Origin of the sequence: Brachymonas moutaii (nom. illeg.) (genome assembly GCF_049977365.1) — a bacterium.
Lineage (GTDB): Bacteria > Pseudomonadota > Gammaproteobacteria > Burkholderiales > Burkholderiaceae_C > Brachymonas.
Window position 1 is genome coordinate 1 of the sequence record NZ_JBNGEN010000013.1, and the last position, 21,811, is coordinate 21,811.

Here is a 21,811-nt window from a genome sequence, read left to right on the forward strand (position 1 = left end):
GGGGCGGCATCATCACCAGCACGCAAGCGGCCGAAACTGCGGGCAGCAACAGCCTGAGCACCGGCACGCTCACAGCCAGCGACATGGTCAACCACAGCACCTATCAGGGCAACAGCATCGACATCAGCGTTGGCGGCCGCGTAGCGGGCTGCGGAACTGGCGGGCATGGGGCTGAGGGGCGCCCCGTGCCTTGCGGGGCAGTTGGCCGTGAGTGGGCCATGTCTGCGGCAGGGAGCTTGTGGTTGGCGCACAATGCGGTACCTCAGCGGCATGCAGAGGTGCGGCATGGGTGGCCTGGATTTTGCTTGGGTTGCTGGTGCTTGCGGCTGCATGCGGCAAAGCGGGGCGCGTGCCTCATGCCTGGCGTGGGGCTTGGCCTGCCTGATTTTTCTTTTTTTCTGAACCGATCTGTCAACCATGGACTTACCTGCCCACCAGCTCACCATGACGGTGCTGATGACTCCCGATACGGCCAATTTCTCCGGCAATGTGCACGGGGGGACCATTCTGAAGCTTCTCGACCAGGTGGCCTATGCCTGCGCGAGCCGCTATGCGGGGCGTTACGTGGTCACGCTGTCGGTGGATCAGGTGATGTTCCGGCAGCCGATCTATGTGGGCGAGCTCGTGACGTTCTATGCCTCGGTGAACTACACGGGCACTTCGTCGATGGAGGTGGGGATCAAGGTGGAGGCGCAGAACATTCTGTCGCAGGAGACGCGGCATGTGAACAGCTGCTTTTTCACCATGGTGGCGGTGGACGAGGAACGGCGGCCGGTGGCCGTGACACCGCTGCGGCCCTTTACCTCTGACGAGAAACGCCGCTTCGAGGAGGCCATGGTCCGCAAGCAGCTTCGCCGCGAGTACGAGGAGCGTGCACCGCGCCGGACTCTGGCGCCTGCAGCCGAATCGAAGTCTGCGGGGCAGAGCGGGCGTGTGCCGGCAGCTGCCAGGGCGGAAGTGCCTGTGGCCGGTGCTGCGCAGACAGGGAAAGGGGCTGCGCCTGCTCCGGCAGGTGCCGATGCGGTGGCCGCTCACCTGCCCAAGGGGGTGAAGACCGTCAAGCCTGCCAGGTCCGGCAAGGCGGCGGGCAAGCACGCCAAGGGGAGCAAGGCCGACAAGGCATCGGCCGACTGACAGGGGCGGTTCCGTTCCGTCGCTGTGGGAGCTTGCGTGCTGACGCGCGCAGGCTCTTGCTTTTGCCCTGTCAGCGCCTGTGTGCTGCTGCCTGTGCCGTGCGGCGGGGCGCTTCAGGCGGACAGGGAGGGCGACTGGGCCAGCGCCACGTATTCGGCTACCGGCACTTCTTCTGCGCGGCGGTGCAGGTCGAAATCGCCGGTGTAGCCGTGGGCCTCCAGCCAGTGGCCCAGGCTGTGGCGCAGGAGCTTGCGTCGCTGGCTGAAGGCGGACTGCACCAGCTCGCCCAGCAGCCGTGCATCGACGGCAGGCGCGTCCGCAAGGGGCACCATGCGCACCACGGCGCTGTCGACCTTGGGGGGCGGGTTGAAGCTGCCCGGGGGCACGTCGAGGACTTTTTCCATGGCGTAGCGCCACTGCAGCATCACGCTCAGCCGGCTGTAGTCCGAGGTGGACGGGCCGGCGACCATGCGGTGCACGACTTCCTTCTGCAGCATGAAGTGCTGATCCTGCACGATGGCGACGTGGTCGAGCAGGTGGAACAGGATCGGGGTGGAGATGTTGTAGGGCAGGTTGCCCGCAAGGCGCACCCGGGTCCAGCCGCGCTCGGCCGCCAGCGCCGTGATGTCGACCTTGAGCACATCGGCCTCGATCACGTCGAGCGTGGGCACGGTGCGCAGGCGGGCGGCGAGATCGCGGTCGAGCTCGATGACGGTCAGATGGCCGCAGCGCTCGACGAGCGGCCGGGTGAGGGCAGCGAGACCGGGGCCGATCTCGATGAGAGGCTCGCCGGGCCGGGGGTCGATGGCATCGACGATGCCCTCGATGACGGCCTGGTCATGCAGGAAGTTCTGGCCGAAGCGCTTGCGCGCCACATGGCCCCCGCTGTGGGCCACCGGGGTGCGGGCATGGTGGCCGGGGCGGGAGGGGGTGGAACGGCTCAATGCGCGGCCTCGCGCAGCTCGACGTAGGCACGGGCACGGATGTTGCGTTCCCATTCGGCACCGGCGGCGGCTTCCTTCTGCTGGCGGAGGGCGGCGCGGGCGGCTTCGAGCTCCTGCTGCGGGGTCATGGGCATGGCGCGGCGTCCGAGGAGCTGGGCCAGATGCACGCCGAAGCGGGTGACGAACGGAGCGCTGATCTGTCCCGGTTGCAGCCGGTCGATCTGCTGGGTGAATTCGGGCACGAACACGTCGGGCGGGGTCCAGCCCAGGTCGCCGCCCTGCTGGGCGCTGCCGTCTTCGGAGACGGCCCGTGCGGCATCGGCAAAGTCCCGCTTGCCAGCCGTGATCTGCTGGCGCAGCTTGGTGAGCTCGGCCAGAGCCTGTGCCTGGGTGAGCTTGGGGCCCGTGCGCAGCAGGATGTGGCGCACGTGCAGCTCGGGCACGGTCATGACGGCGGTGGTCTGCTGGCGGTCCACGACTTTCAGGATGTGGAAGCCGGCCACGGTGCGGATGATGCCGGTGGTCTGGCCTGCCGGCACGTTCTGCACGGCGCTGGTGAATTCGGCCGGGTACTGCGCTGCGGGCAGCAGGCCCATGACGCCGCCGGTGGTGCGGCCGGAGCCATCGGTGTAGTCGTGCACCACGGTGGCAAAGTCGGTACCCGAGCGCAGCTTGGCGAGGGCTTCCTCGGCTTTGGCCTGCAGCTGCTGCACGGTGGCGGCATCGGCATTGCGGGGCACGGCGATGATGATCTGGGCCAGATTGAGCATTTCGACCGGAGCGACTCCGGCGCCCGCCTTGGCCTGCTGCTCGCGCAGGTAGGCCAGCGCGTCGGCGTCAGTGACCTTGCCGGTCATGGAGGCGATCTGTCCCTGGCGCAGGCGTTCCACGGCGATCTGGTCGGCCAGTTCCTGGCGGTATTGGGCCGGGGTGAGATGGCGGTCGGTCTGCACGCGGGCCAGCAGGGTCTTGATGTCGGTCTGGTTCTGGGCGGCGACTTCCTGCAGGCGGACGTTGACCTCCTCGTCGCTGGCGGTGAGGCCGGCCTTCTTGGCGAAGCTGATGGCGGCCTTGCGCAGGATGAGGTCGTTGAGGGCCTGCTTGAGCAAGGCGGCCCGTTCGGGCACGGCGGCATGGCGGGCAGTGAGGTCGTGCGCGATCAGGTCGGCGCGCAGGTTGACCTCGCGGTTGGTGACGGGGGTGGATTCGACCACGGCCACGATGTAGTCGCCCACGACCGGGGCGCCCGGCGTCGCATGGACTGCCGGTGCGGCAGCCGTGGGGCCCTTCTTGCGGGAGGGGGTGCGGGCCTGGGCAGGCAGCACGGCGCCGATGGCCATGAGGGTGGCCAGGGTGAGGGCGCCGGTACGGCGGGTCAGGGAGGACAGGCGGACGACGGAAGAAGTCATGGGATGCTCTGCGGTGGGGGTCATTCGTATTGCTCGAATCGGCTGTGCTCGGCGGCGGAACCGTCGCGCAGCAGCTGGTAGTGCGGAATATTGTCGCGGAAGGTGGGAATGGGGCTCGATCCGAGGCGGGTGAGGCCGGTGAGTTCGAGCTGGAACATGATCTTGTTGCTGTACTGTACCGGGGTTTCCTGGGTCTGCTGGCGGCGCAGCGCCACCCGGCCGATCCAGCAGCAGGAGTCGTATTCGATGCCAAGGATGGCGTCGACGATGCGGCGGTCGAGCATCGAGTAGTACACGCGGCCGACCGAGTACCAGCGGTTCGGCCCGAGGCCCTGGCCACGGCCTGGCGAGGCGTCCTTTTCGCCCCAGAGGTCGTTGATGGGCCATTGCCAGCCGGCGTCGACCTGCTCGCTCACGCCCCGCTGCAGCCGGTAGTTGGCCGACAGGGTGCGGTAGGGGCCGGGGCTGTAGCTCACACCGAAGACCGAGCGGATGTTGCGCCCGATGGTGGGGTCGTACTGCAGGGCCGCGCGCGTGCTCCAGCGGGGACTCCAGTGCAGGCTGGCGTCGAAGAGCAGGTCGCTGAAGCTGCTGCTGTCGGCGGTGTCGCTGGCGTTGAGGGTGACCTGCCGGGCATGCATCTGGCGCCGTGCGGCGGCGGTGAAGCTGGCCAGTTCCTTGCCGGTGTCGGCTTCGTAGAGCCGGCTGGTGACGCCGGCGGTGAGGGCGTTGATGTCGGCAACCCGGTCGTTGCCGGAGAAGGGGTTGGCGCTGAAGATGCTTGAGAGGTTGAAGTCCTTGAGCGCCGTGTCGTACACGGGCAGGTAGCTCTGGTCGCGGTAGGGCGTGTAGGCGTAGAACAGCCGTGGTTCGAGCGTCTGCGTGATGTTGCGCCCGAAGAACTGGGTGGAGCGCTCGAAGACCAGTCCACCGTCGAGCGTGAAGGTGGGCAGCACCCGCGTGGCGCTGGTGGCGCCGTTGCTCATGGGGGTGGAGGTGTCGTAGCGCGTGGCGTCGAGCTGCAGGGTGGGGGTGAGGTGTCCCCAGGAGCTCAGCCACGGGTAGCTGACACGGCCCTGCACGTAGCTGCGCTGGCCGTTGGGGTAGCCGGTGAGGGTGCTGTCGGAGCGGAAGCGCGTGGTGTCGAGGTCGATCGAGTAGTCGAAGCCCCGCACGTCGGTTCTGCTGTAGGTGGCGTGTGCCTGCGGGAGCTTGTCGAAGGGCGGGGTGAGGGTGTCGGGCTGCTGCAGGGTCTGCCATTTCTGGGCGAACACGTAGGCAGACCAGTCGCCGTGGCTCCAGTTGAGCCGCACGTCGTTGGAGAGCAGGCGGTCGGACAGCGAGCTGTTGATGGCCGAGAGGCTGTTGAAGTCGCGCCAGTAGTTGTCGTCGCTCACCCGGTGCAGGTTGAGGGTGAGTCCCAGATCGCCCCCCAGGCTGGTGCCGGTGGGGATGGTCTGGGTGTGGTTGAGGCGGTAGCTCCAGCGCTTGATGTCGCGCAGGTTGTCGTGCGGCATGTCGTTGACCTCGATGTTGCCGCTGTAGTGCGGTTCGAGGTAGCGGAACTGGCCATAGAGGTTCACGCCCCGGCTGCTGTAGATCGTGGGGGTGACGGTGGCGTCGCGGTTGGGGGCGATGTCGAAATAGTAGGGCTGGCTGTAGGTGAGACCGTCGTTGGAGCCGTAGGACATGCTCGGAGCGAGCAGACCGGAGCGCCGCTTGTCGGACAGCGGAAAGCCGAGTCCGCCGGGAATCGGCAGGATGGGCACGCCCTTGAACACGAGCGCGCCGTGCTGCACGTAGCCTTCGTCGCGTTCGGTGTCGATGAGGATCTTGTCCCCCCGGAAGTACCACGCCGGGTTGGACTTGCCCGCCCGGGCGTCGTCGGTGCGGCACGTGGTGTAGATGGCTTCGTGCGCCAGGCTGTGGGTGTCGTCGATGAAGTCGACCTGGCTGGCGGTGCCGTGCGCGCCGTTGCGCAGCAGTCCATACTGCACGTCCGAGAAGCCCCCGGACATGGTGTCGAGCTGGAGCTGGAGGCGGTCGCCGCGGTAGACATTGCCCTGGCGGTTGATGCGCACATGGCCGGTGGCCATGACCGTGTTGGCGCTCTGGTCGTAGACGAGCGTGTCGCCGTGCACCACGCCGCCCGGCTGGCGCAGCACGGCCTGGCCGGTGGCGGTCACGCTGCGGTCGACCTGACCATGCAGACGGTCGGCATCGACCACGGTGGTGGCGCCGGGGCTGGCCGTGCCGGGCTCGCGCACGGGCAGGCGCTCGTCGAGCCAGGGGCTGGGCTGCAGGGACAGAGGAGCCGATGCTGCCTCGGCGCGGGATGCGGCAGGGGCAGGCGCAGCGGTCGTGCCGGCACCGGCAGAGGAGGGGGCCAGGCATCCGGCACACAGCAGCCAGGCTGCCAGCGCGGTGGCCTGCGGATGCAGGCGCGGCGGCATCTCGTCCGTGCGGGAGCGCCGACGGAGCGGGGAGGAATTCTGAATCACGCCAGACGTAGGGTTGGGGTTGGACAACAGGAAACGGGGAAAACGACAGGGCCCGCGCGCAGGCACGGCCATCCTGCCATTGTGCCAGTCTCTGCCGGCCGCCCCATCACATGTCCGCGCCAAAATGTAGCCGTCCTGCGGGCCTGCACGCGGTGCCGGCGGCCCGGGGCAAACGCCTACAATGCGGGCGTGCCGGGTGGCCGGCCTGTTCAGGATGTTTCCCCATGTCTGCGATTCCCTCCGTCACCTGGGCCGATTCCGCCCGTGCCCAGGACTTTGCCCGCTGGCTCGGGCAGGTGGCTCCGTCCCACCAGCTGCTGCCCGATACCGTGGTTCTGGCCAGTGCCGATGCCAGCTTCCGCCGCTATCTGCGCATCGACAGCGCAGGCGGGCTGCCCAGCCGCATCATCATGGACGCGCCCCCCGACCGGGAGAACTGCCACCCCTTCGTCCATGTGGCGCGCCTCATGGAGGAGGCGGGGCTCCACGCGCCTCGCGTGCTGGAGTGGGACGAGCCCCACGGCTTCATGCTGCTCACCGATCTGGGAGACCGCACCATGATGACGGCGCTCGACCCCGAGCGTCCCGAGGCGGCCCAGCCGCTGTACGTGCAGGCGCTCGATGTGCTGCTGCCCTGGCAGCTGGCCTCGCGCCCTGCCGAGCTGCCGCTCTATGACGAAGCCATGCTCCTGCGCGAGCTCCAGCTCTTTCCCGACTGGTATCTGGCCGAGCACCGCAAGGTGCAGCTCACCGAGGCCCAGCGCGAAGTGCTGCAGCGCACCTTTGCCACCCTGGTGAAAGCCAATCTGGCTGCCCCGCAGGTCTATGTGCATCGCGACTTCATGCCCCGCAACCTCATGCTCGGAGCCGAACCGGGGGCTCCGCTGGGGGTGCTCGACTTTCAGGATGCCGTGTACGGGCCCGTGACCTACGACATCGCCAGCCTCATGCGCGACGCCTTCATCAGCTGGGAGGAGGACATGGTGCTCGACATCACCGTGCGCTACTGGCAGCGTGCCCGCAAGGCCGGGCTGCTCGACCACGAGGGCTGGCATGGCGACTTTGGCGCCTTCTATCGCGCCGTCGAATGGATGGGGCTGCAGCGCCACCTCAAGGTCGCAGGCATCTTTGCCCGTCTCACGCTGCGCGACGGCAAGTCGCGCTATCTGGCCGATGCGCCCCGTTTCATCGACTACATCCGCCACACGGCGCGGCGCTATCGCGAGCTCGCACCGCTGCTGCGCCTGGTCGACGAGATCGAGGGCACTGGCGACGTGACTGGCTACGCCTTCGGCCGCGTGTGAGCGCCATGGGCACTGTGGCCTCCCCCGACGCTTCCGTCATGCTCATCACCGGCGCGAGCCGGGGAATAGGGGCCGCCGTGGCCCGGCTTGCGGCTGCCCGGGGCTGGCGACCGGTGGTGGCGTACCACCGGGATGCAGCGGCAGCTGCGGCCGTGGTGCGAGACATCGCTGACGGCGGCGGCACTGCCTGGGCGCTGCAGGCCGACGTGTCCCGCGAGGAGGAGGTCCAGCGGCTCTTTGCCGACACCCTGACCCGTGCCGGCAGGCTCGATGCCCTGGTGACGAGTGCCGGACTGGCGCCCGCTGCTGCGCGGCTCGACGCGCAGGACCTGACCCGCTGGCAGACCCTGTTTGCCGTCAACACGCTGGGCACCATGCTGTGCGCACGCGAGGCCGTGCGCCACATGAGCACGCGCCATGGCGGCCGGGGCGGTGCCATCGTGCACGTGGGCAGCTCGTCCTCGCGTGGCGGCTCGCCGGGCCGGTATGTGGACTACGCCGCCAGCAAGGGCGCCATCGACAGCTTCACCGTCGGCCTCGCGCGCGAGGTGGCCGCCGAAGGCGTGCGGGTCAACGCCGTGCGTCCCGGCATCACCGACACCGGCATCCATCACGACAGCCCCGAAGTCATGGCCCGCCGCCTGCAGGCCGTGCCCCTGGGGCGCATCGGCAGCCCCCGCGAAGTGGCCGAGGCCATCGTCTGGCTGGCCAGCCCGGCGGCCAGCTATGTCACGGGCCATCTGCTCGACGTGGCCGGCGGCGTGTAGCGCGCCGATGCGGCACATTTCCTGATCCTTCCCTTTTCGACAGACCTGCCATGCCTGCCCGCTTCCATTGCCCCGTGCCGCTCGTGAGCGGCGAGGAAATCAGCCTGCCCCCCGGAACCGCCCGCCACGTGCAGGTGCTGCGCCTGCAGCCGGGAGATGCCATCGTGCTCTTTCATGGCGGGCTGACCCTCGACATCGACGGGCTCCCCGTGCCCGGTGCGGATGCACCGGCCTGTGCACAGGGCGCCTTTGAGGCCACCATCACCCGCATGGGGCGCAGCGAGGTCCTCGTTCAGATCGGGGCCTGCCATGCCGCGCTGCCTTCCTCCGCCCCTGCCCCCGAAGTGCATCTGGCCGCAGGCATGCCTGCCAACGACCGCATGGACTGGCTGGTCGAGAAGGCCACCGAGCTCGGGGTGTCCGGCATCCAGCCGCTCATGACCGCGCGCGGCGTGCTGCGTCTCAAGGGCGAGCGCGCCACGCGGCGACAGGCCCACTGGCAGGGCGTGGCGGTGGCCGCCAGCGAGCAGTCGGGGCGGCTGTCGGTGCCGCCGGTCTGGGGCGTGCGCGATCTGCAGGACGCACTGGCCCCGGCGGCAGGTTCGGGCGGCGGAGATGCAGCAGCGCTGCTCCCCCTGCGCCTCGTGCTGTCGCTCGCTGCCGGCGCGCAGCCCCTGCATGTGCGCACGGCGGCCCTGGAGGCGAACCGCGCGGTGTGGCTGCTCTCCGGTCCCGAAGGAGGCCTGGCCCCCGAAGAGGAAGCTGCCGCCCTGCAGCAGGGCTGGCTGCCCGTCACGCTCGGAAACCGGGTGCTCCGCTCCGAGACCGCCCCTCTGGCGGCCCTGGCCTATCTGATGCTGCGGGGCTGAGGGCGCTGCCGGGATCTGTGAAAGGCCAGCGGGGCCGGTACGGGGCGTTGCGCTGCCTCTGGCAGAGCCCCATCTTCTTTTTCCACTCGGTCTTGGACGGGCAACAAAAAACCCACCGCATGGGGTGGGTTCTCGGTGCAGAAGGACAGCGTCCGGGGAGTGCCCGGCCCGCGGCCCGTCTGGTCATGCCTTGCCGGCAGCCTTGCGCAGGATTTCGTACAGCTCGTCCTTGAGCTGCAGCTTTTCCTTCTTGAGGTTTTCGATGTCGGCACCGGTCTGACCAGCAGGATCGGCTTCGATATTCTTGATCTTCTGGTCGAGTTCGTTGTGCTTGTCGAACAGGCGCTCGAAACGGGCGTCTTCGGTCTTGAGCTTGGTGATCAGGTCGCGGTATTCTGGAAACATGGTTTTCCCTTGTCACGGTGGGGAGTCTAAAAGGGCCAACAGAGCCCTTGCATCAAGTATAAGCGACGCACTGGAACCTCCGCATGCGCCAGCCAGCCCCCTGCCGGCGTGATGGTGGCTCAGGCTCAGGTGCGCAGCTGAGGTTTTTGCTGTTCGGCTGCGGCGCGGTCCTCGGCAATGTGCCGGCGCACGAACTTGTAGATGAACACAGCCATCACGATGATGAAAGCGATGGTAAAGAGGGACAGCAGCCCAATATCCGTACTAAACAGTTCACGCATCAGGACATCCATCGCCAACTCCTTGCAGGTTACTTATAGAAACATGTCGATTAGGCACTGGCTGCGGGATGTGACTTTTGACCTGAATCAAAGACATTCGAATATGATGAATTGATGCCTGCCGCGGGGGATAGGGTACATTTTCATCGCTGTTCATTCTGGCGGCGCGTGTCCGGCCCACGGCCGAGACATCAAGGCTCGCTACCGGAAGACAGTTCTCTTCTTCACTTTTCTTTGCACAAGGAGCATCCCATGGGACTGCTGGATTCGGTACTGGGCGCCGCCCTCAACAGTCAGAACAACGGCCAGGGAGGGCTGCTCGGCAGTCTGGGTGGCCTGCTCGGGGGCGGCAGCCAGGAGCAGAGCGCGGGCCTGCTCAGTGGGCTGCTCAATCAGGTCGGCGGGCTCAATGGCCTGCAGGAGCTCATGGGCAAGGCCGGTCTGGGTGAACAGGTCAGCTCCTGGATCGGCAACGGCCAGAACCTGCCCGTGAGCGCAGAGCAGATTCAGTCCGCACTGGGTTCGGGCGTGGTGAGCTCTCTTGCCGGCAAGCTGGGACTCGATGCATCGCAGGCCTCGGGCATGCTGGCCCAGGTGCTGCCCGATCTGGTCAACCATCTCACTCCCCAGGGGCAGGTGACGGAAGGCGCCGCTGCCAGCGGGCAGCTCGATGCCTCCAGCCTCGTGGGCATGCTGGGTGGCCTGCTGGGCGGCCATCGCTGACCCCGGACAGAGCGGGGGCCGGCAAGAGGGGTGATACTCGGATCATTCCGATCCCACGAGTTGCCAGATGACTGCCCCTGCTGCCTCCCCCTCTTTCCCTTCCTCCTTCACGCCGGACGCACAGCCCGGGTATGCCGGTGACGTGTCGCCCGAACAGGCCTGGGCCTGGGTGCAGGCGGGCTCGGCCGTGCTGGTCGATGTGCGCACCGATGCCGAGCGCGACTGGGTGGGGCAGGTGCCCGGCGCCGTCCCCCTGAGCTGGAAGATCTATCCCGGCATGGAGCTCAATGCCGGGTTCGATGCCGGCATTGCAGCCGTGGCCCGGGCCCATCCGGGATGCCGGCTGCTGTTTCTGTGCCGCAGTGGCGTGCGCTCGGTGGCAGCCGCCACCCGCGCCACCGAGCTGGGGCTGTCGCCATGCTTCAATGTGCTCGAAGGCTTCGAAGGGGGGCTGGATGCCGAGGGGCATCGGGGCACGCAGGGCGGCTGGCGCCACCATGGCCTGCCCTGGGTGCAGGGCTGAGGCGGAGACACGGCAGGCCCGTGCGGGCCTGACCTGCGCGCGGCATCAGGCCGGGGTGTCGGCTCCGCTGCGGGCCCAGGCACGGTAGGCGGCCTGCAGCCGCAGGGCCACGGGGCCCGGAACACCGGCGCCCACGGGCTGGTCGTCGAGCTGCACGACGGCAAGCACTTCCTTGGAGGCCGAGGTGAGCAGCACCTCGTCGGCCGTCAGCACTTCCTCGCGGGACACAGGGCGCAGCTCGAAGCCGATGCCCAGCGCGGCGCACAGGGTGTCAAGCACGCCGTAGCGGATGCCTTCCAGCGAAAGGTGGCTGCGCGGCACGCCGATGACGGTGCCCTGCTTGACGATCCAGACGTTGCTGGCGGCAGCTTCGCTGAGCATGTCGTGGCGGAACATGACCGTCTCGGTGGCACCCACGCGGTGGCTCAGGTCACGGGCCAGAATGGCCCCCATCAGGCTGATGCTCTTGACATGCGCCATCTCCCAGCGGAAGTCGTCGGCCGTGACGCAGCGCACGCCATGCTGCACCATCTCGTCCGACGGCGGGGTCCAGCGGTTGGCGTAGGCGAACACCGAGGGGGAGAGCGTGGGGTCGATCACATGGTCGCGCACGGCCACGCCCCGCGTGACCTGCAGGTACACCGTCTGGTCGAACTGCTCCGGGGTCAGCCCCAGCTGGGCACCGAGCTGCTCCACGAGCTGGCAGACCATGGTGCGCCATTCGGCCGGGGTATGGGGGTTGCGCATGAGTACGGCGCTGAGCGAGCGCTCCAGCCGGGCCAGATGCTGCTCCAGCCGGAAGGGCTTGCCGCCGTAGAACGGCACTACCTCGTAGATGCCGTCCCCGAAGATGAATCCTCGGTCGAAGACGCTGACGGTGGCCTGGTCGGTCGTGGTGTAGCGGCCATTGAGATGGCAGGGCAGGGCAGGGAGGCTCATGGGCGCATGCTTTCATGACAGGTGCGGACACGGCATCGCGTCGGCCGGGCAGCGCATGGCGTGCCGGTGCACGACCTCTGCTCTCCGGTCACGGCAGGGATGCCACGAAGAAAAGCCGGATTCATGATACTGCGCGTCCTTCCTGCTGCGTGCAGTGGCGCGGGGGCGGAGCCGGATCGGCCTGCAGGTGTGGCCGGGGCGCGACCACGGAATCGTGCAGGGCAGGCGCGGACTTGGGGCGCCATGCACCGGAATGCGTCGTGCTGGACATGCAGGGGAGCTGGCTGAGGGTGCGGTGCTGCCAGCGCAGGAGGCGGGCTTCCGGCGAGGAAGCGTGGCAGGGGTGCACCTGCCGGCGGGGCTGGCGTGTTTTTTGCTTGGGTCTGCATGGCCTCCGCCTTTCGCCTTATCCCGGAAACGGCGGAGTCTGCCGGCATCCTTCCCTTACCGACCGATCCAGGAGCCTCGCCCATGAAGCGTTTTCCGTTCCCTGCCCGCCGCGCACTGCGCCCCCTGACCCTCTCCGTGCTGGCTGCCGCCGTCGTGCTGCCGGCCCAGGCGGGGGACACCCTGGCCAAGATTGCCTCGACCGGCAAGATCACGGTGGCCTACCGCGAGTCGTCCGTGCCCTTCAGCTACCTTGACGGCACGCGGCCGGTGGGGCTGACCATGGACATGAGCAATGCCATCGTGGCGGCGGTGCGCAAGCAGCTCAAGCGCCCCGACATCAAGGTCGAGATGCAGGCCGTCACCTCCCAGAACCGCATCCCGCTGCTGACCAACGGCACCATCGATCTGGAGTGCGGCTCCACCACCAACAATTCGGCCCGTGCCAAGGAGGTGGATTTCGCCATCAACCACTTCTACACCGGCACCCGCCTCGCCGTGAAGGCGCGTTTGGGCATCCACGGCTATGCCGATCTCAAGGGCAAGGTGGTCGCCGTCACGACGGGCACGACCAACGTGCAGGTCATGCGCAAGTACCTGGTCGACCACCATCTGGACGCCAAGATGGTCATGGCCAAGGACCATGCCGACGCCTTCCTGATGGTCGAGACCGGGCGTGCTGATGCCTTTGCGATGGACGACGTGCTGCTGTTCGGCCTGATCGCCAATTCGCGCACCCCGCACGACTACGCCGTGGTGGGTACTCCGCTGCAGGTCGAGCCCTATGCGTGCATGCTCCGCAAGGACGATCCCCGGTTCAAGACGCTGGTCGACGGCACCATCGGCCACATGATGAAGTCCGGTGAGTTCACCCGGCTCTACACGCGCTGGTTCATGCAGCCCATCCCGCCGCGCAACGTGCGCATCAACATGCCCATGGGCCCGCAACTCAAGGCCAACCTGCGCAACCTGAGCGACCGTCCGGCCACCTGAGGCCCCCGGTTGCGGGTCTGCGCAGCGCATGCGGCTACACTGTGACCATGACTGCCCCGCCCTTGCCCCGCCTGGCCATTCCGGCCGAGATTGCCGCGCAGGCCGATGCGCTCGTCGCCCTGCGGCGTGATCTGCATGCGCACCCCGAGCTGTGCTTCGAGGAATTCCGCACCGCCGACATCGTCGCGCGCCGGCTGGAGGAGTGGGGGCTGGAGGTGCACCGGGGGGTCGGTGGCACGGGCGTGGTGGGCGTGCTGCGGCGTGGCCATGCCGCGCGTTCCGTGGGCCTGCGCGCCGACATGGATGCCCTGCCCATGGAGGAGACCAACACCTTCGCCCATGCGAGCCGGCATCCCGGCCGCATGCACGGCTGCGGGCACGACGGGCATACCGCCATGCTGCTCGGGGCCGCGCAGCATCTGGCTGCGCACGGCGTTTTTGACGGCACCATCCACTTCGTGTTCCAGCCTGCCGAGGAGGCAGGCGGGGGAGCCGAGGCCATGATGGACGACGGCCTGTTCACCCGGTTTCCCATGGAGGCCATCTTTGGCCTGCACAACTGGCCCGGCCTGCCTGCGGGCGACATTGCCGCCTCGCCCGGGGCCGTGATGGCGTCGAGCAATGAATTCCGCATCACCCTGCACGGCAAGGGCGGCCACGCCGCCATGCCCCAGGACGCCAACGACCCGGTGCCCGTGGCCTGTCAGCTGGTGCAGGCCTTCCAGACCATCGTGTCGCGCAACACCCGGCCGCTCGATGCCGCCGTGATTTCGGTCACCATGATCGAGGCGGGCGATGCCACCAACGTCATCCCCGATCGCTGCACGCTGCAGGGCACCGTGCGCACCTTTGCGCTGGATGTGCTCGATCTGGTCGAGGAGCGCATGCGGCTGCTTACCGAGCATCTGGCCGAGGCCTTCGGCATGACGGCCACCTTCGAGTTCGAGCGCAACTACCCCCCCACCCTCAACAGCCGCGAGGAGGCCCGCTTCGTGCATGAGCTGGCCACCGAGCTGCTCGGTCCGCGCCACAGCCACCGGCAGGAGCCGAGCATGGCGGCAGAGGACTTTTCCTTCATGCTGCTGCAGAAGCCGGGGTGCTACTTCTTCCTCGGCAACGGCGATGGGCAGCACCGCAGTCTGGGGCACGGGGCAGGGCCATGCATGCTGCACAGCGGCAGCTATGACTTCAACGACCGCCTGCTGCCCCAGGGAGCGACCTTCTGGGTCCGGCTGGCCGAGCGCTGGCTGGCCCGGCCGGCCCCGGTGCCTTCCGCGTCCGACGGAGAGGCCGTCACCGAGGCCCCCTGACGCGGGAATGCCTGCGCGCTCTCCTCGTCCTTCCAGGCGCCCATCGATGTCTCGCGTGACGGGCTCCGTTTACCCTTGCATGAATCCCGTCTGCCGATGATCCCGGAATCCGCCGCCTCCGTTTCTGCTTCCGTTGTTTCCGCCACTGCGGCTTCTGCTGCGCCTTCGTCCGGCAGGCCGCTTGTGCGGTGGCTGTGCGGGGTGGCTGCTGCGGTGGCCCTGACCGTGGCGGGTGGCGTGCAGCCTGCATCGGCCGCCGCCCAGACGGCGGACACCGGGGTGGCAGGGCTGCTCGGCGTGGTGACCGGCAGTGCGACAACGGCGTCCTCTGCTGCACTGCCTGCCGCTCCCACTGCAGTGCTCGATGGCACAGCCAGCTCCGGCACGGGCAGTGCGGCAGCCGTACCGGCTCCGGTGGCGCCGCGCATCGAGGCAGCCCGCAAGGCCCTGCCCAATGCGGGGCTCGGAGCCGCCCAGCTCAAGACCGCCAAGGCGCTGCTCGACGACGCCTCCGCCCTCGAAAAGGAAAGCGATACTCTGGCCGCCCGTCTCCAGACCCTGCACCAGCAGCAGAGCGCTCCTGCCGCTGCCACTGTGCGGCCGCTCACACAGGCAGACATCGACGCCCAGCTGCAGGCCTGGGTGCGGCGCATTCCGGCCGATGCCGACAGCGACACGCTCGAACGCCTGCTCGCCCAGGAGCGCAGCGCGCAGGCCGATCTGCGCTCGCGCATCGACAGCACCTCCGACGAGCTCACCGGCCTCATCTCCAGCCCGGGCCAGACCTTCGACCGGCTTGACACCCTGCGCCGTGCCGCCGACACCGCCACCACCCCGCTGCCCGAGGTACAGGGCGAGCCGGCTGCTCTCACCGAGGCCCGGCAGCTCAAGCACAGCGCCGAGCAGCGTAAGGCCAGTCTGGCGCTGGCCGTGGCCGAACTGGAGCAGAACACCAGCGATCTGCGTCAGCGCGCCCTCGAATCGACCCTGCACGGCCTGCGGCAGCAGGAAACCCTGCGCGCCCCACGCCTCGACTGGCTCAGCCGCCGCATCGCAGCCGTGAGCCAGGCCCGCCTGCAGAAGCTCGCCGCCCAGATGACCGCCCTGGCCGCGCAGCAGCCCTCTCCCGACAGCCGCATCGCCGCCATCGCGCGCGAAAACGCCCATCTCGCCAACGAGCTGCTGACCAATACCCAGAGCCTCTCCGCCGACCGCGCTGCGCTGGCCGAAGCCGAGCGCACCAGCGATCTGGTCGCCACCACCCTGCGCGACACCCAGGCCCGCCTGCGACTCGGGGGCAGCAACGCCACCATCGGCCACTGGCTGTGGCAGCAGCGGCTTGCACTGCCCTCGGTGTATGCGCTCTACCAGCAGCGCCGCACGGTCGAGTCCGAGCTGGGTGACCTGCGCCTGCGGCTCTACAACCTCTCCGAGCGCCGCTACGCCCTGGTGCATGGGCAGCCCCAGAGTGGCATCACCGGCATCGCCGCAGCTGCATCCGAGGCCGCCTCCGCCCCCACGGCAAACAACGCCTCGGCCGATGAAATGGCACGCTGGCAGGCTACTCAGGTCGAGCTCATGGACCAGCTCGATCCCCTGCTGCGCCGCCGCATCACCATGCTGGAGCAGACCGATGCGGCGCTCTACACCATCACGAGCCGTGGCACCGAGCTGCGCGACCTCATGGAGCGCGAGCTGCTCTGGATCCCCAGCCACCGCCCGGTGAGCCTGTCCTGGCTGCTGCAGCTGCCGACGCATCTGGCGCAGTCGCTGCACCCCGGCGCCGTGCTGCAGATGCCCGCGCGCGTGCTGGCCGACCTCGTGCAGGCGCCCTTTCTGTACCTGCTCGTGGTGCTGGCCGTGGGAGCCCTGTTCGTGGCTGCGCGGCGCGCCCCTGCCGCACTGCAGCAGATTGCCACGTGCATGCACGACCCGCTCCAGGATCGCTTCCGCTACACCCTGGAGGCTCTGGGCTGGACCCTGCTGCATGCCGCTCCCTGGCCTGCCCTGGCGGGCGGACTGGGCTATCTGCTGCAGCGCGTGACCGGGGGTGAGGCCTGGGGCCAGGCCCTGCTGCGCACCGATGGCACCATCTTCATCATCTGCTTCCTGCACTCGCTCATCCTGCCGCTGGGGCTGGCGCAGGCCCACCTCTACTGGGCGCCGGACCGCGTGCGCGCCGCGCGGCGCTTCTGGCCCGTGGGCACCACTCTCATCGTGCCGCTGGCCCTGCTGGCGCTCGTTCCCCTCGACCGCAACGTCGACGCCGACATCGACAGCCAGACCCGCCTGGCCCTCATGCTGCTCGCCGGCGGGCTGGCCGTGCTCGCTGCACGCACCCTGCGCGAGGCACGCGAGTGGGCACCGATGTCTCCCGGGCATGCCCACCGGCGGCACCTGCTGGTGCGCTGGGTCGGCATCCTCCTGCCTGCCGCGCTGGCGTTCTGCGCCATCATCGTGGCACTGGGCTATGTGTATTCGGGCGCCATCGTGCTGCACGCGCTCATCACCAGCCTGTCGGTGGGGCTGGTGGTGGCCGTGGCAGCCGGCCTGCTGCAGCGCTGGCTGCTCCTGGGCGAACGCCGCCTGGCCGCGCAAAAGGCGCAGCAGGGCGACGGGGGCGAACAGCCTGCCGTGGCCGACCTCGAATCGGGGGAATCGCCCGACGTCGATTCGGGCCTCACCCTCGTCACCGTCAGCGCCCAGACCCGACGGCTCGTGCGCATGGCCCTGTTCGTGCTGCTGTTCGGCGGCCTGCTGTGGGCCTGGTCTGGCGTGCTGCCGGCGCTGCTGCGCTTCGACAGCATCGTCGTGTGGCACAGCACCACCACCGACAGTGATGGCCAGACCATCAGCCAGGCCATCAGCCTCATGGACCTCGGCGTGAGCCTGGCCGTGATCGTGCTCACCACCAGCATGGCGCGCAATCTGCCCGGCCTGCTCGAAATCCTGCTCACCCCCTACGACCGCATCTCGTCCTCCACCCGCTACACCGTCACCACGCTGCTGCGCTATGCCATCGTCATCTCGGGCAGCCTGCTCGGTTTCAGCCAGCTCGGCCTGCGCTGGTCGCAGCTGCAGTGGCTCGCGGCGGCCTTCACGGTCGGGCTCGGCTTCGGCATGCAGGAAATCTTTGCCAACTTCGTCTCCGGCCTCATCCTGCTGGTCGAGCGCCCCTTCCGCGTCAACGACACCGTCACCATCGGCGACCTCAACGGCACCGTCACGCGCATCCGCACCCGTGCCACCACCGTGCGCGACTACGACAACAAGGAAGTCATCATCCCCAACAAGACCTTCATCACCGGCCAGATCATCAACTGGTCCCTGAGCGACACGGTCACCCGCATCGTGCTGCCCGTGGGCGTCGCCTACGATTCCGACCTCGGCCGCGTGCACCGCCTCCTGCTCGAAATCGCCGGCTCGCATCCGCGCGTCATGGACGACCCCGCCCCCGTCACCGCCCTCATCGCCCTGGCCGACAGCACCATCAACTTCGAGCTGCGCGCCTACGTGCCCGAACTGGCCGACCGCATTCGCGTCACCAACGACCTCTACCAGACCATCGTCGAGCGCTTCGCCGCTGCCGGCATCGAGATCAGCTTCCCGCAGATGGACGTGCATCTGCGCGACTGGCCGCCCCAGCCGCCCGCCGGCACGTCCGCACCGGGCGTCGTCGTTTCCCCGGCAGTTCCCGGTGCCGTATCGGCGCCCGCAGTGCCATCTCGGCCGCAGCCGCAGCCGCAGCCCGGCGGCGCCACGCCGTCCGCACCGCGCGCCTGAGCCGGAACCGCCCGGACCGCACAGGACAGAAAATAAAGCGAAACAAGGCCAAGCCAAGGAGGAGGGCGGCACCCGCTCCGGTGCGGTGCCCCGGGGGCGCCCTGCACTCAGCACCCCACATCACCCCCGGTACACAGCCCTCTGTGCGCGGCAGTCCGTGCAAGGCCTGCCGCGTGCAAACCCAGATGCAGCCGCCGCAGCAGCCGTCGTCAGAGTGCCGTCACGCGCTGCTGGCTGGCAAGCGGATCATTGGCGGCTGCCATGGCCAGCAGCCCCTCGAAAATCAGCCCCTCGACCAGCTCGAAAGGCGTCTCCATGTAGGGCGCCATCTTCCAGCCCGCGCCCCCCGTCATCACGCACAGGGGCGGCTGTCCGCAGCGCTCCGCCACATGACGCACCATGCGCTGCACCGCGCCGGCAATCGCAAAGGTCCCGCCGCTCGTCAGCGCATCGCTCGTGTTCGTGGGAAATTCCGTCACATGCCCGGTCGGCACATGCAGCCCTGCCGTGCCCGACTCCAGCGCACGCAGCATGATGCCGTGCCCCGGCAGAATCAGCCCGCCCAGAAACTGCCCCTCGGCATCCACGGCTTCCACCGTCACCGCCGTGCCCACCATCACCACCACCAGGGGGCGTGGCCCGGCGCCGTCCGTGCAGCCCTGCAGCATGCGGTGCCGGGCACCGATCATCGCCACCCAGCGGTCCGCGCCCAGGCGGGTGGGAATGTCGTAGCCGTTGTGCACCCCAGCCTCCTCGGGGCGGGGCACCACCCAGCGCGGCACCAGATCGGGCCAGATCTCCATCTGCTCCACCACCCGGCGCTTGAGCGCATCGCCCGCCACCACACAGCCCAGCATCCGGTCCGGCACGGGCAGATCCTTCCACGGACCTTCGGCCAGGCGGTCGATGTTCTCCAGGAACTCCGCTCCGTGGGTAATCAGCGGCGCATCCGGCCGGGCCTGCGCGTACAGGGCCCATTTCAGGCGGGTGTTGCCGACGTCGATGGCAAGGAAACTCATAGGCGCGATTATGCGATGCCAGTGCGCAAAATTTGACATTTGCTTACCCAAATTGCCCCTTGCGTCCATGCATGCCTCCTGGAAAGCCCTTACCCTTTAAGGGTCCAGTCACTTTTCCGCTTTTATCAAGGAGATCACGCATGGGACTACTCAGCTTCATCAAGGAAGCCGGTGAAAAGCTCTTCGGTCACAAGGAAGTCGAGCAGGCAGCGGCCAGCAACAGCCCCGACCTGTCCGCCCTCAACGCCCAGGCCGCCGACGCCATCAAGCAGTACATCGACACCCAGAACCTCGGCCTGAGCGATCTGGCCGTGGTCTTCGACGGTGCCAGCGGCAAAGTCACCCTCACCGGCAGCGCTCCCAGCAAGGAAGCCTCCGAAAAAGCCACCCTGGCCGCTGGCAACGTCGCCAGCGTCCAGTCGGTCGACAACAACCTCACCGTGGCCGACACCGCCGCAGCCGATGCCCAGTACCACGACGTGGTGAGCGGCGACACCCTCTCCGCCATCGCCCGCAAGTACTACGGCGACGCCAACAAGTACATGGTCATCTTCGAAGCCAACAAGCCCATGCTGTCGAGCCCCGACCGCATCTACCCCGGCCAGAAGCTGCGCATCCCCGCACTCTGACCACCAGCCTGGGCCAGCACCCGGGCCCTCCAGCTGGCGGGACAGCGCCAGCGAGCGAGATCATTGCTTTTCCCCATGCGCACCGCATCCCTTGTGATCGGTGCGTTTTTTTATGAAGGAGGGGTACCAGCCTCACTCGCATCTGTTTGCAAACGACCTTATGAGCATTCGGGATGCCACAGTGTTCCATGCCCAGCTCCTCGCACAGCTCATCGAACTCATGGTTGCCGCTGGGCTCGCGTTCTCTGCTGGCAAACAGGCGGTCTGTGAACTCCTTGCCGTTGTCTGTCAGCAGCTTGCTGATCCTGATCGGGCAGGCCCTGTGCAGGGCTTTGAGGAAGGCTTGCGCACTGGCGGCTGTCTTGTTGGCCTTGAACTGCACGAACACACAGGGCGTGGCCCGGTCAATGGCCACGAACAGATAGCACCTGCTGCTTTCGTCCTGCATCTGGGGCAGGCACTTCACATCCATGTGTACATAGCCTGGCTCGTAGCTCTTGAAGGCCACCGCAGGCTCCTGGGGTTTGAGAGCGTTGAGGTTACCCGCTCCATGGCGGCGCAAGCACCGATCCAGGCCCGTGCGTGAGACATGGAGGCAGACGAACTCGCGCGTGACAGCCAGCAGGTCATCCAAGGGCAACAGCAAGGTACGCCACAGGTGGACGACCACGATCTCTTGCGCAGGCGTGAGCACGGTCTGCAGATGATGGGCAGTGTGCGAGCGGTCCCAAAAGACGGAGCGCTTCTTTCACTTGTACGCCGTCTGCATCGGTGATGCCAAAGCGCTGGGCCAGGACACTGGCTGTCTCATTGCTGGCCGCGATCTCGGCACGCACGGCGGGCGTGGTGCGGGCATTCTTGTGCAGGGTCATCAAAATGGTTTCACTCCCCGGGTGGATGGCAAGGACTCTATCCGCTCTTGCCGGACAGTTCTGACCATGAACAGCGGATAGCGTTTGGGATCAATGCAATCATCCGGGATGGGCTACCTGACCTATAGTCATGCTTACTAACTTATGTTTCATATAACAACCTATGATCTACTAAAAAGTGGTTAATTATGAGTCAAATTTATTAATTTTTGAGCTTCCAAGTGTATGATGCCGTATCGGGCAGGAAAGCCCGCCAAGGAGAGGCCCAGTGCGACCGTTTTCCATCATCTGCCGAATAGCCGTAATTTCCATTTTTGTTTCTCTCATGGGGTGCCAAATGAACCAGCAAACTCCATCTTCGTCCCTATCAAACGCCGCTACCGCTGTGGCTAACCCCGATTCAGTCCCTGTGTTGCACTTCAAGTTTCACAGTTTTCAAAGTTTTTGCTTTGACACTTATGGATGCACGGTAGTTTATGCGGGTCTGAGAGACACGGATGATTCACCAAGTGAAAAAAGCCGTTCGTTCGAATCTGTGGGTGGCGAGGCACTTCTCAAAACAATGGGAGGAAGCGGGCATATCAACATCAAAAATTTCCCGGCATCCGCCAAGGTGACCTGGCGCTCCAAGGACGGTACATATCATTCCGCAGAGATCGATATCGGAAAAATATTCAAGGATGAGCGAATCATTCACCATATGCCACTACGCGACTTCCCATTTCCAAATAATCCAATGGGATCCGCCGATGATCCAACTATCCTGTTAGTAGTGGATGACCGCACCATCAAGGTCTACATGCTGAGCATCATCAACGTCACAAAATATCTGACCCTGGCCTACAGCCAGACCTTTTAAGCGAGGTGCAGCATGGCAACCGATCAAATTCCCGGCCCTCGTGATGACGGTGTAGATACCTGGGTGGCAGATGCCTCCGTCATCGACAGCCATACTCAAGCTAGCCAGACTGTTGCGCAGATGCCCGTGCCCCAGCTTGTCAGCAGTACGACTGCGCATA

The 21,811-nt window shown here is 67.1% G+C and carries 17 protein-coding genes and 2 pseudogenes; 11 read left to right on the plus strand and 8 right to left on the minus strand.

Translation table 11 applies throughout. The annotated features are described in order from the left end of the window. Nucleotides 1–417: 417 nt before the first annotated feature. Nucleotides 418–873 (plus strand): annotated as a pseudogene (locus ACP2WS_RS10815) (acyl-CoA thioesterase); the annotation flags it as partial. A gap of 374 nt (nt 874–1,247) precedes the next feature. On the opposite strand, the gene rsmA reads toward ACP2WS_RS10815, so the two are convergent. The 3 genes from rsmA to ACP2WS_RS10830 are packed head-to-tail and all read right to left on the minus strand — an operon-like array spanning nt 1,248 to nt 5,988. Beyond that, on the minus strand, nt 1,248–2,030 hold the full coding sequence (gene rsmA, locus ACP2WS_RS10820; RefSeq protein ID WP_426460804.1) for a 16S rRNA (adenine(1518)-N(6)/adenine(1519)-N(6))-dimethyltransferase RsmA: 783 nt from the start codon (nt 2,028–2,030) through the stop codon (nt 1,248–1,250). Nucleotides 2,031–2,074: 44 nt separating this feature from the next. Further along, nucleotides 2,075–3,487 (minus strand): peptidylprolyl isomerase, encoded by a 1,413-nt coding sequence (locus ACP2WS_RS10825; RefSeq protein ID WP_426460791.1) that lies wholly within the window; start codon nt 3,485–3,487, stop codon nt 2,075–2,077. Between the two features lie 20 nt (nt 3,488–3,507). Further along, the gene (locus ACP2WS_RS10830) at nt 3,508–5,988 is read right to left on the minus strand and encodes an LPS-assembly protein LptD (RefSeq protein ID WP_426460792.1); all 2,481 of its coding nucleotides are present in this window, start codon (nt 5,986–5,988) and stop codon (nt 3,508–3,510) included. Between the two features lie 224 nt (nt 5,989–6,212). On the opposite strand from ACP2WS_RS10830, the gene ACP2WS_RS10835 reads away from it, so the two are divergent. Genes ACP2WS_RS10835 through ACP2WS_RS10845 form a run of 3 tightly spaced genes read left to right on the plus strand, consistent with a single transcriptional unit; the run spans nt 6,213 to nt 8,928 of the window. Then, nucleotides 6,213–7,292, plus strand: coding sequence for an aminoglycoside phosphotransferase family protein (locus ACP2WS_RS10835; protein WP_426460793.1), 1,080 nt, complete (start codon nt 6,213–6,215; stop codon nt 7,290–7,292). 14 nt (nt 7,293–7,306) lie between these two features. Further along, nucleotides 7,307–8,059, plus strand: coding sequence for an SDR family oxidoreductase (locus tag ACP2WS_RS10840; protein ID WP_426460794.1), 753 nt, complete (start codon nt 7,307–7,309; stop codon nt 8,057–8,059). 50 nt (nt 8,060–8,109) lie between these two features. Beyond that, complete coding sequence (locus ACP2WS_RS10845) at nt 8,110–8,928, plus strand: 16S rRNA (uracil(1498)-N(3))-methyltransferase (protein ID WP_426460795.1); 819 nt, start codon at nt 8,110–8,112, stop codon at nt 8,926–8,928. Nucleotides 8,929–9,111: 183 nt separating this feature from the next. Here ACP2WS_RS10845 and ACP2WS_RS10850 read toward each other — a convergent pair whose 3' ends face one another. Then, nucleotides 9,112–9,333 carry a YdcH family protein gene (locus ACP2WS_RS10850; protein ID WP_374491834.1) on the minus strand — a complete coding sequence of 74 codons (222 nt, stop codon included), beginning with the start codon at nt 9,331–9,333 and terminating at the stop codon, nt 9,112–9,114. A 125-nt stretch (nt 9,334–9,458) separates the two neighbouring features. Further along, nucleotides 9,459–9,614 (minus strand): DUF3149 domain-containing protein, encoded by a 156-nt coding sequence (locus ACP2WS_RS10855; RefSeq protein WP_426460796.1) that lies wholly within the window; start codon nt 9,612–9,614, stop codon nt 9,459–9,461. A 252-nt stretch (nt 9,615–9,866) separates the two neighbouring features. Between ACP2WS_RS10855 and ACP2WS_RS10860 the strand changes: the two genes are divergently transcribed. Together ACP2WS_RS10860 and ACP2WS_RS10865 are read left to right on the plus strand one after the other, a co-directional pair. After that, nucleotides 9,867–10,337 (plus strand): YidB family protein, encoded by a 471-nt coding sequence (locus ACP2WS_RS10860; protein ID WP_374491832.1) that lies wholly within the window; start codon nt 9,867–9,869, stop codon nt 10,335–10,337. 67 nt (nt 10,338–10,404) lie between these two features. Further along, entirely contained in the window at nt 10,405–10,860 is a 456-nt protein-coding gene (locus ACP2WS_RS10865; protein WP_426460797.1) for a rhodanese-like domain-containing protein, read from the plus strand. 45 nt (nt 10,861–10,905) lie between these two features. On the opposite strand, the gene ACP2WS_RS10870 is transcribed toward ACP2WS_RS10865, so the two are convergent. Continuing rightward, nucleotides 10,906–11,799: an aminotransferase class IV gene (locus ACP2WS_RS10870; RefSeq protein ID WP_426460798.1), complete on the minus strand. Its 894-nt coding sequence runs from the start codon at nt 11,797–11,799 to the stop codon at nt 10,906–10,908. A gap of 471 nt (nt 11,800–12,270) precedes the next feature. Between ACP2WS_RS10870 and ACP2WS_RS10875 the strand changes: the two genes are divergently transcribed. The 3 genes from ACP2WS_RS10875 (at nt 12,271) to ACP2WS_RS10885 (ending at nt 18,272) form a co-directional block, all read left to right on the plus strand. Further along, nucleotides 12,271–13,179 (plus strand): transporter substrate-binding domain-containing protein, encoded by a 909-nt coding sequence (locus ACP2WS_RS10875; RefSeq protein WP_426460799.1) that lies wholly within the window; start codon nt 12,271–12,273, stop codon nt 13,177–13,179. A 47-nt stretch (nt 13,180–13,226) separates the two neighbouring features. Further along, nucleotides 13,227–14,489 carry a M20 aminoacylase family protein gene (locus ACP2WS_RS10880; protein WP_426460800.1) on the plus strand — a complete coding sequence of 421 codons (1,263 nt, stop codon included), beginning with the start codon at nt 13,227–13,229 and terminating at the stop codon, nt 14,487–14,489. A 96-nt stretch (nt 14,490–14,585) separates the two neighbouring features. Beyond that, complete coding sequence (locus ACP2WS_RS10885; protein ID WP_426460801.1) at nt 14,586–18,272, plus strand: mechanosensitive ion channel domain-containing protein; 3,687 nt, start codon at nt 14,586–14,588, stop codon at nt 18,270–18,272. Between the two features lie 209 nt (nt 18,273–18,481). On the opposite strand, the gene ACP2WS_RS10890 is transcribed toward ACP2WS_RS10885, so the two are convergent. Continuing rightward, complete coding sequence (locus ACP2WS_RS10890) at nt 18,482–19,291, minus strand: type III pantothenate kinase (RefSeq protein WP_374491825.1); 810 nt, start codon at nt 19,289–19,291, stop codon at nt 18,482–18,484. Between the two features lie 140 nt (nt 19,292–19,431). Between ACP2WS_RS10890 and lysM the strand changes: the two genes are divergently transcribed. After that, on the plus strand, nt 19,432–19,920 hold the full coding sequence (lysM, locus tag ACP2WS_RS10895) for a peptidoglycan-binding protein LysM (RefSeq protein WP_426460802.1): 489 nt from the start codon (nt 19,432–19,434) through the stop codon (nt 19,918–19,920). A gap of 181 nt (nt 19,921–20,101) precedes the next feature. Here the strand turns inward: lysM and ACP2WS_RS10900 are convergent. Continuing rightward, nucleotides 20,102–20,798: pseudogene (locus ACP2WS_RS10900) on the minus strand (DDE-type integrase/transposase/recombinase); the annotation flags it as partial. Nucleotides 20,799–21,129: 331 nt separating this feature from the next. Between ACP2WS_RS10900 and ACP2WS_RS10905 the strand changes: the two are divergent. Further along, the gene (locus ACP2WS_RS10905) at nt 21,130–21,651 is read left to right on the plus strand and encodes a hypothetical protein (RefSeq protein ID WP_426460803.1); all 522 of its coding nucleotides are present in this window, start codon (nt 21,130–21,132) and stop codon (nt 21,649–21,651) included. Nucleotides 21,652–21,811: the final 160 nt, after the last annotated feature.

Coding starts and splice junctions, on each gene's coding strand:
- ACP2WS_RS10825 (WP_426460791.1), bottom strand. CDS start 3,487: ATGACTTCTTCCGTCGTCCGCCTGTCCTCCCTGACCCGCCGTACCGGC.
- ACP2WS_RS10835 (WP_426460793.1), top strand. CDS start 6,213: ATGTCTGCGATTCCCTCCGTCACCTGGGCCGATTCCGCCCGTGCCCAG.
- ACP2WS_RS10845 (WP_426460795.1), top strand. CDS start 8,110: ATGCCTGCCCGCTTCCATTGCCCCGTGCCGCTCGTGAGCGGCGAGGAA.
- ACP2WS_RS10850 (WP_374491834.1), bottom strand. CDS start 9,333: ATGTTTCCAGAATACCGCGACCTGATCACCAAGCTCAAGACCGAAGAC.
- ACP2WS_RS10855 (WP_426460796.1), bottom strand. CDS start 9,614: ATGCGTGAACTGTTTAGTACGGATATTGGGCTGCTGTCCCTCTTTACC.
- ACP2WS_RS10860 (WP_374491832.1), top strand. CDS start 9,867: ATGGGACTGCTGGATTCGGTACTGGGCGCCGCCCTCAACAGTCAGAAC.
- ACP2WS_RS10865 (WP_426460797.1), top strand. CDS start 10,405: ATGACTGCCCCTGCTGCCTCCCCCTCTTTCCCTTCCTCCTTCACGCCG.
- ACP2WS_RS10870 (WP_426460798.1), bottom strand. CDS start 11,799: ATGAGCCTCCCTGCCCTGCCCTGCCATCTCAATGGCCGCTACACCACG.
- ACP2WS_RS10875 (WP_426460799.1), top strand. CDS start 12,271: ATGAAGCGTTTTCCGTTCCCTGCCCGCCGCGCACTGCGCCCCCTGACC.
- ACP2WS_RS10880 (WP_426460800.1), top strand. CDS start 13,227: ATGACTGCCCCGCCCTTGCCCCGCCTGGCCATTCCGGCCGAGATTGCC.
- ACP2WS_RS10885 (WP_426460801.1), top strand. CDS start 14,586: ATGATCCCGGAATCCGCCGCCTCCGTTTCTGCTTCCGTTGTTTCCGCC.
- ACP2WS_RS10890 (WP_374491825.1), bottom strand. CDS start 19,291: ATGAGTTTCCTTGCCATCGACGTCGGCAACACCCGCCTGAAATGGGCC.
- lysM (WP_426460802.1), top strand. CDS start 19,432: ATGGGACTACTCAGCTTCATCAAGGAAGCCGGTGAAAAGCTCTTCGGT.
- ACP2WS_RS10905 (WP_426460803.1), top strand. CDS start 21,130: ATGAACCAGCAAACTCCATCTTCGTCCCTATCAAACGCCGCTACCGCT.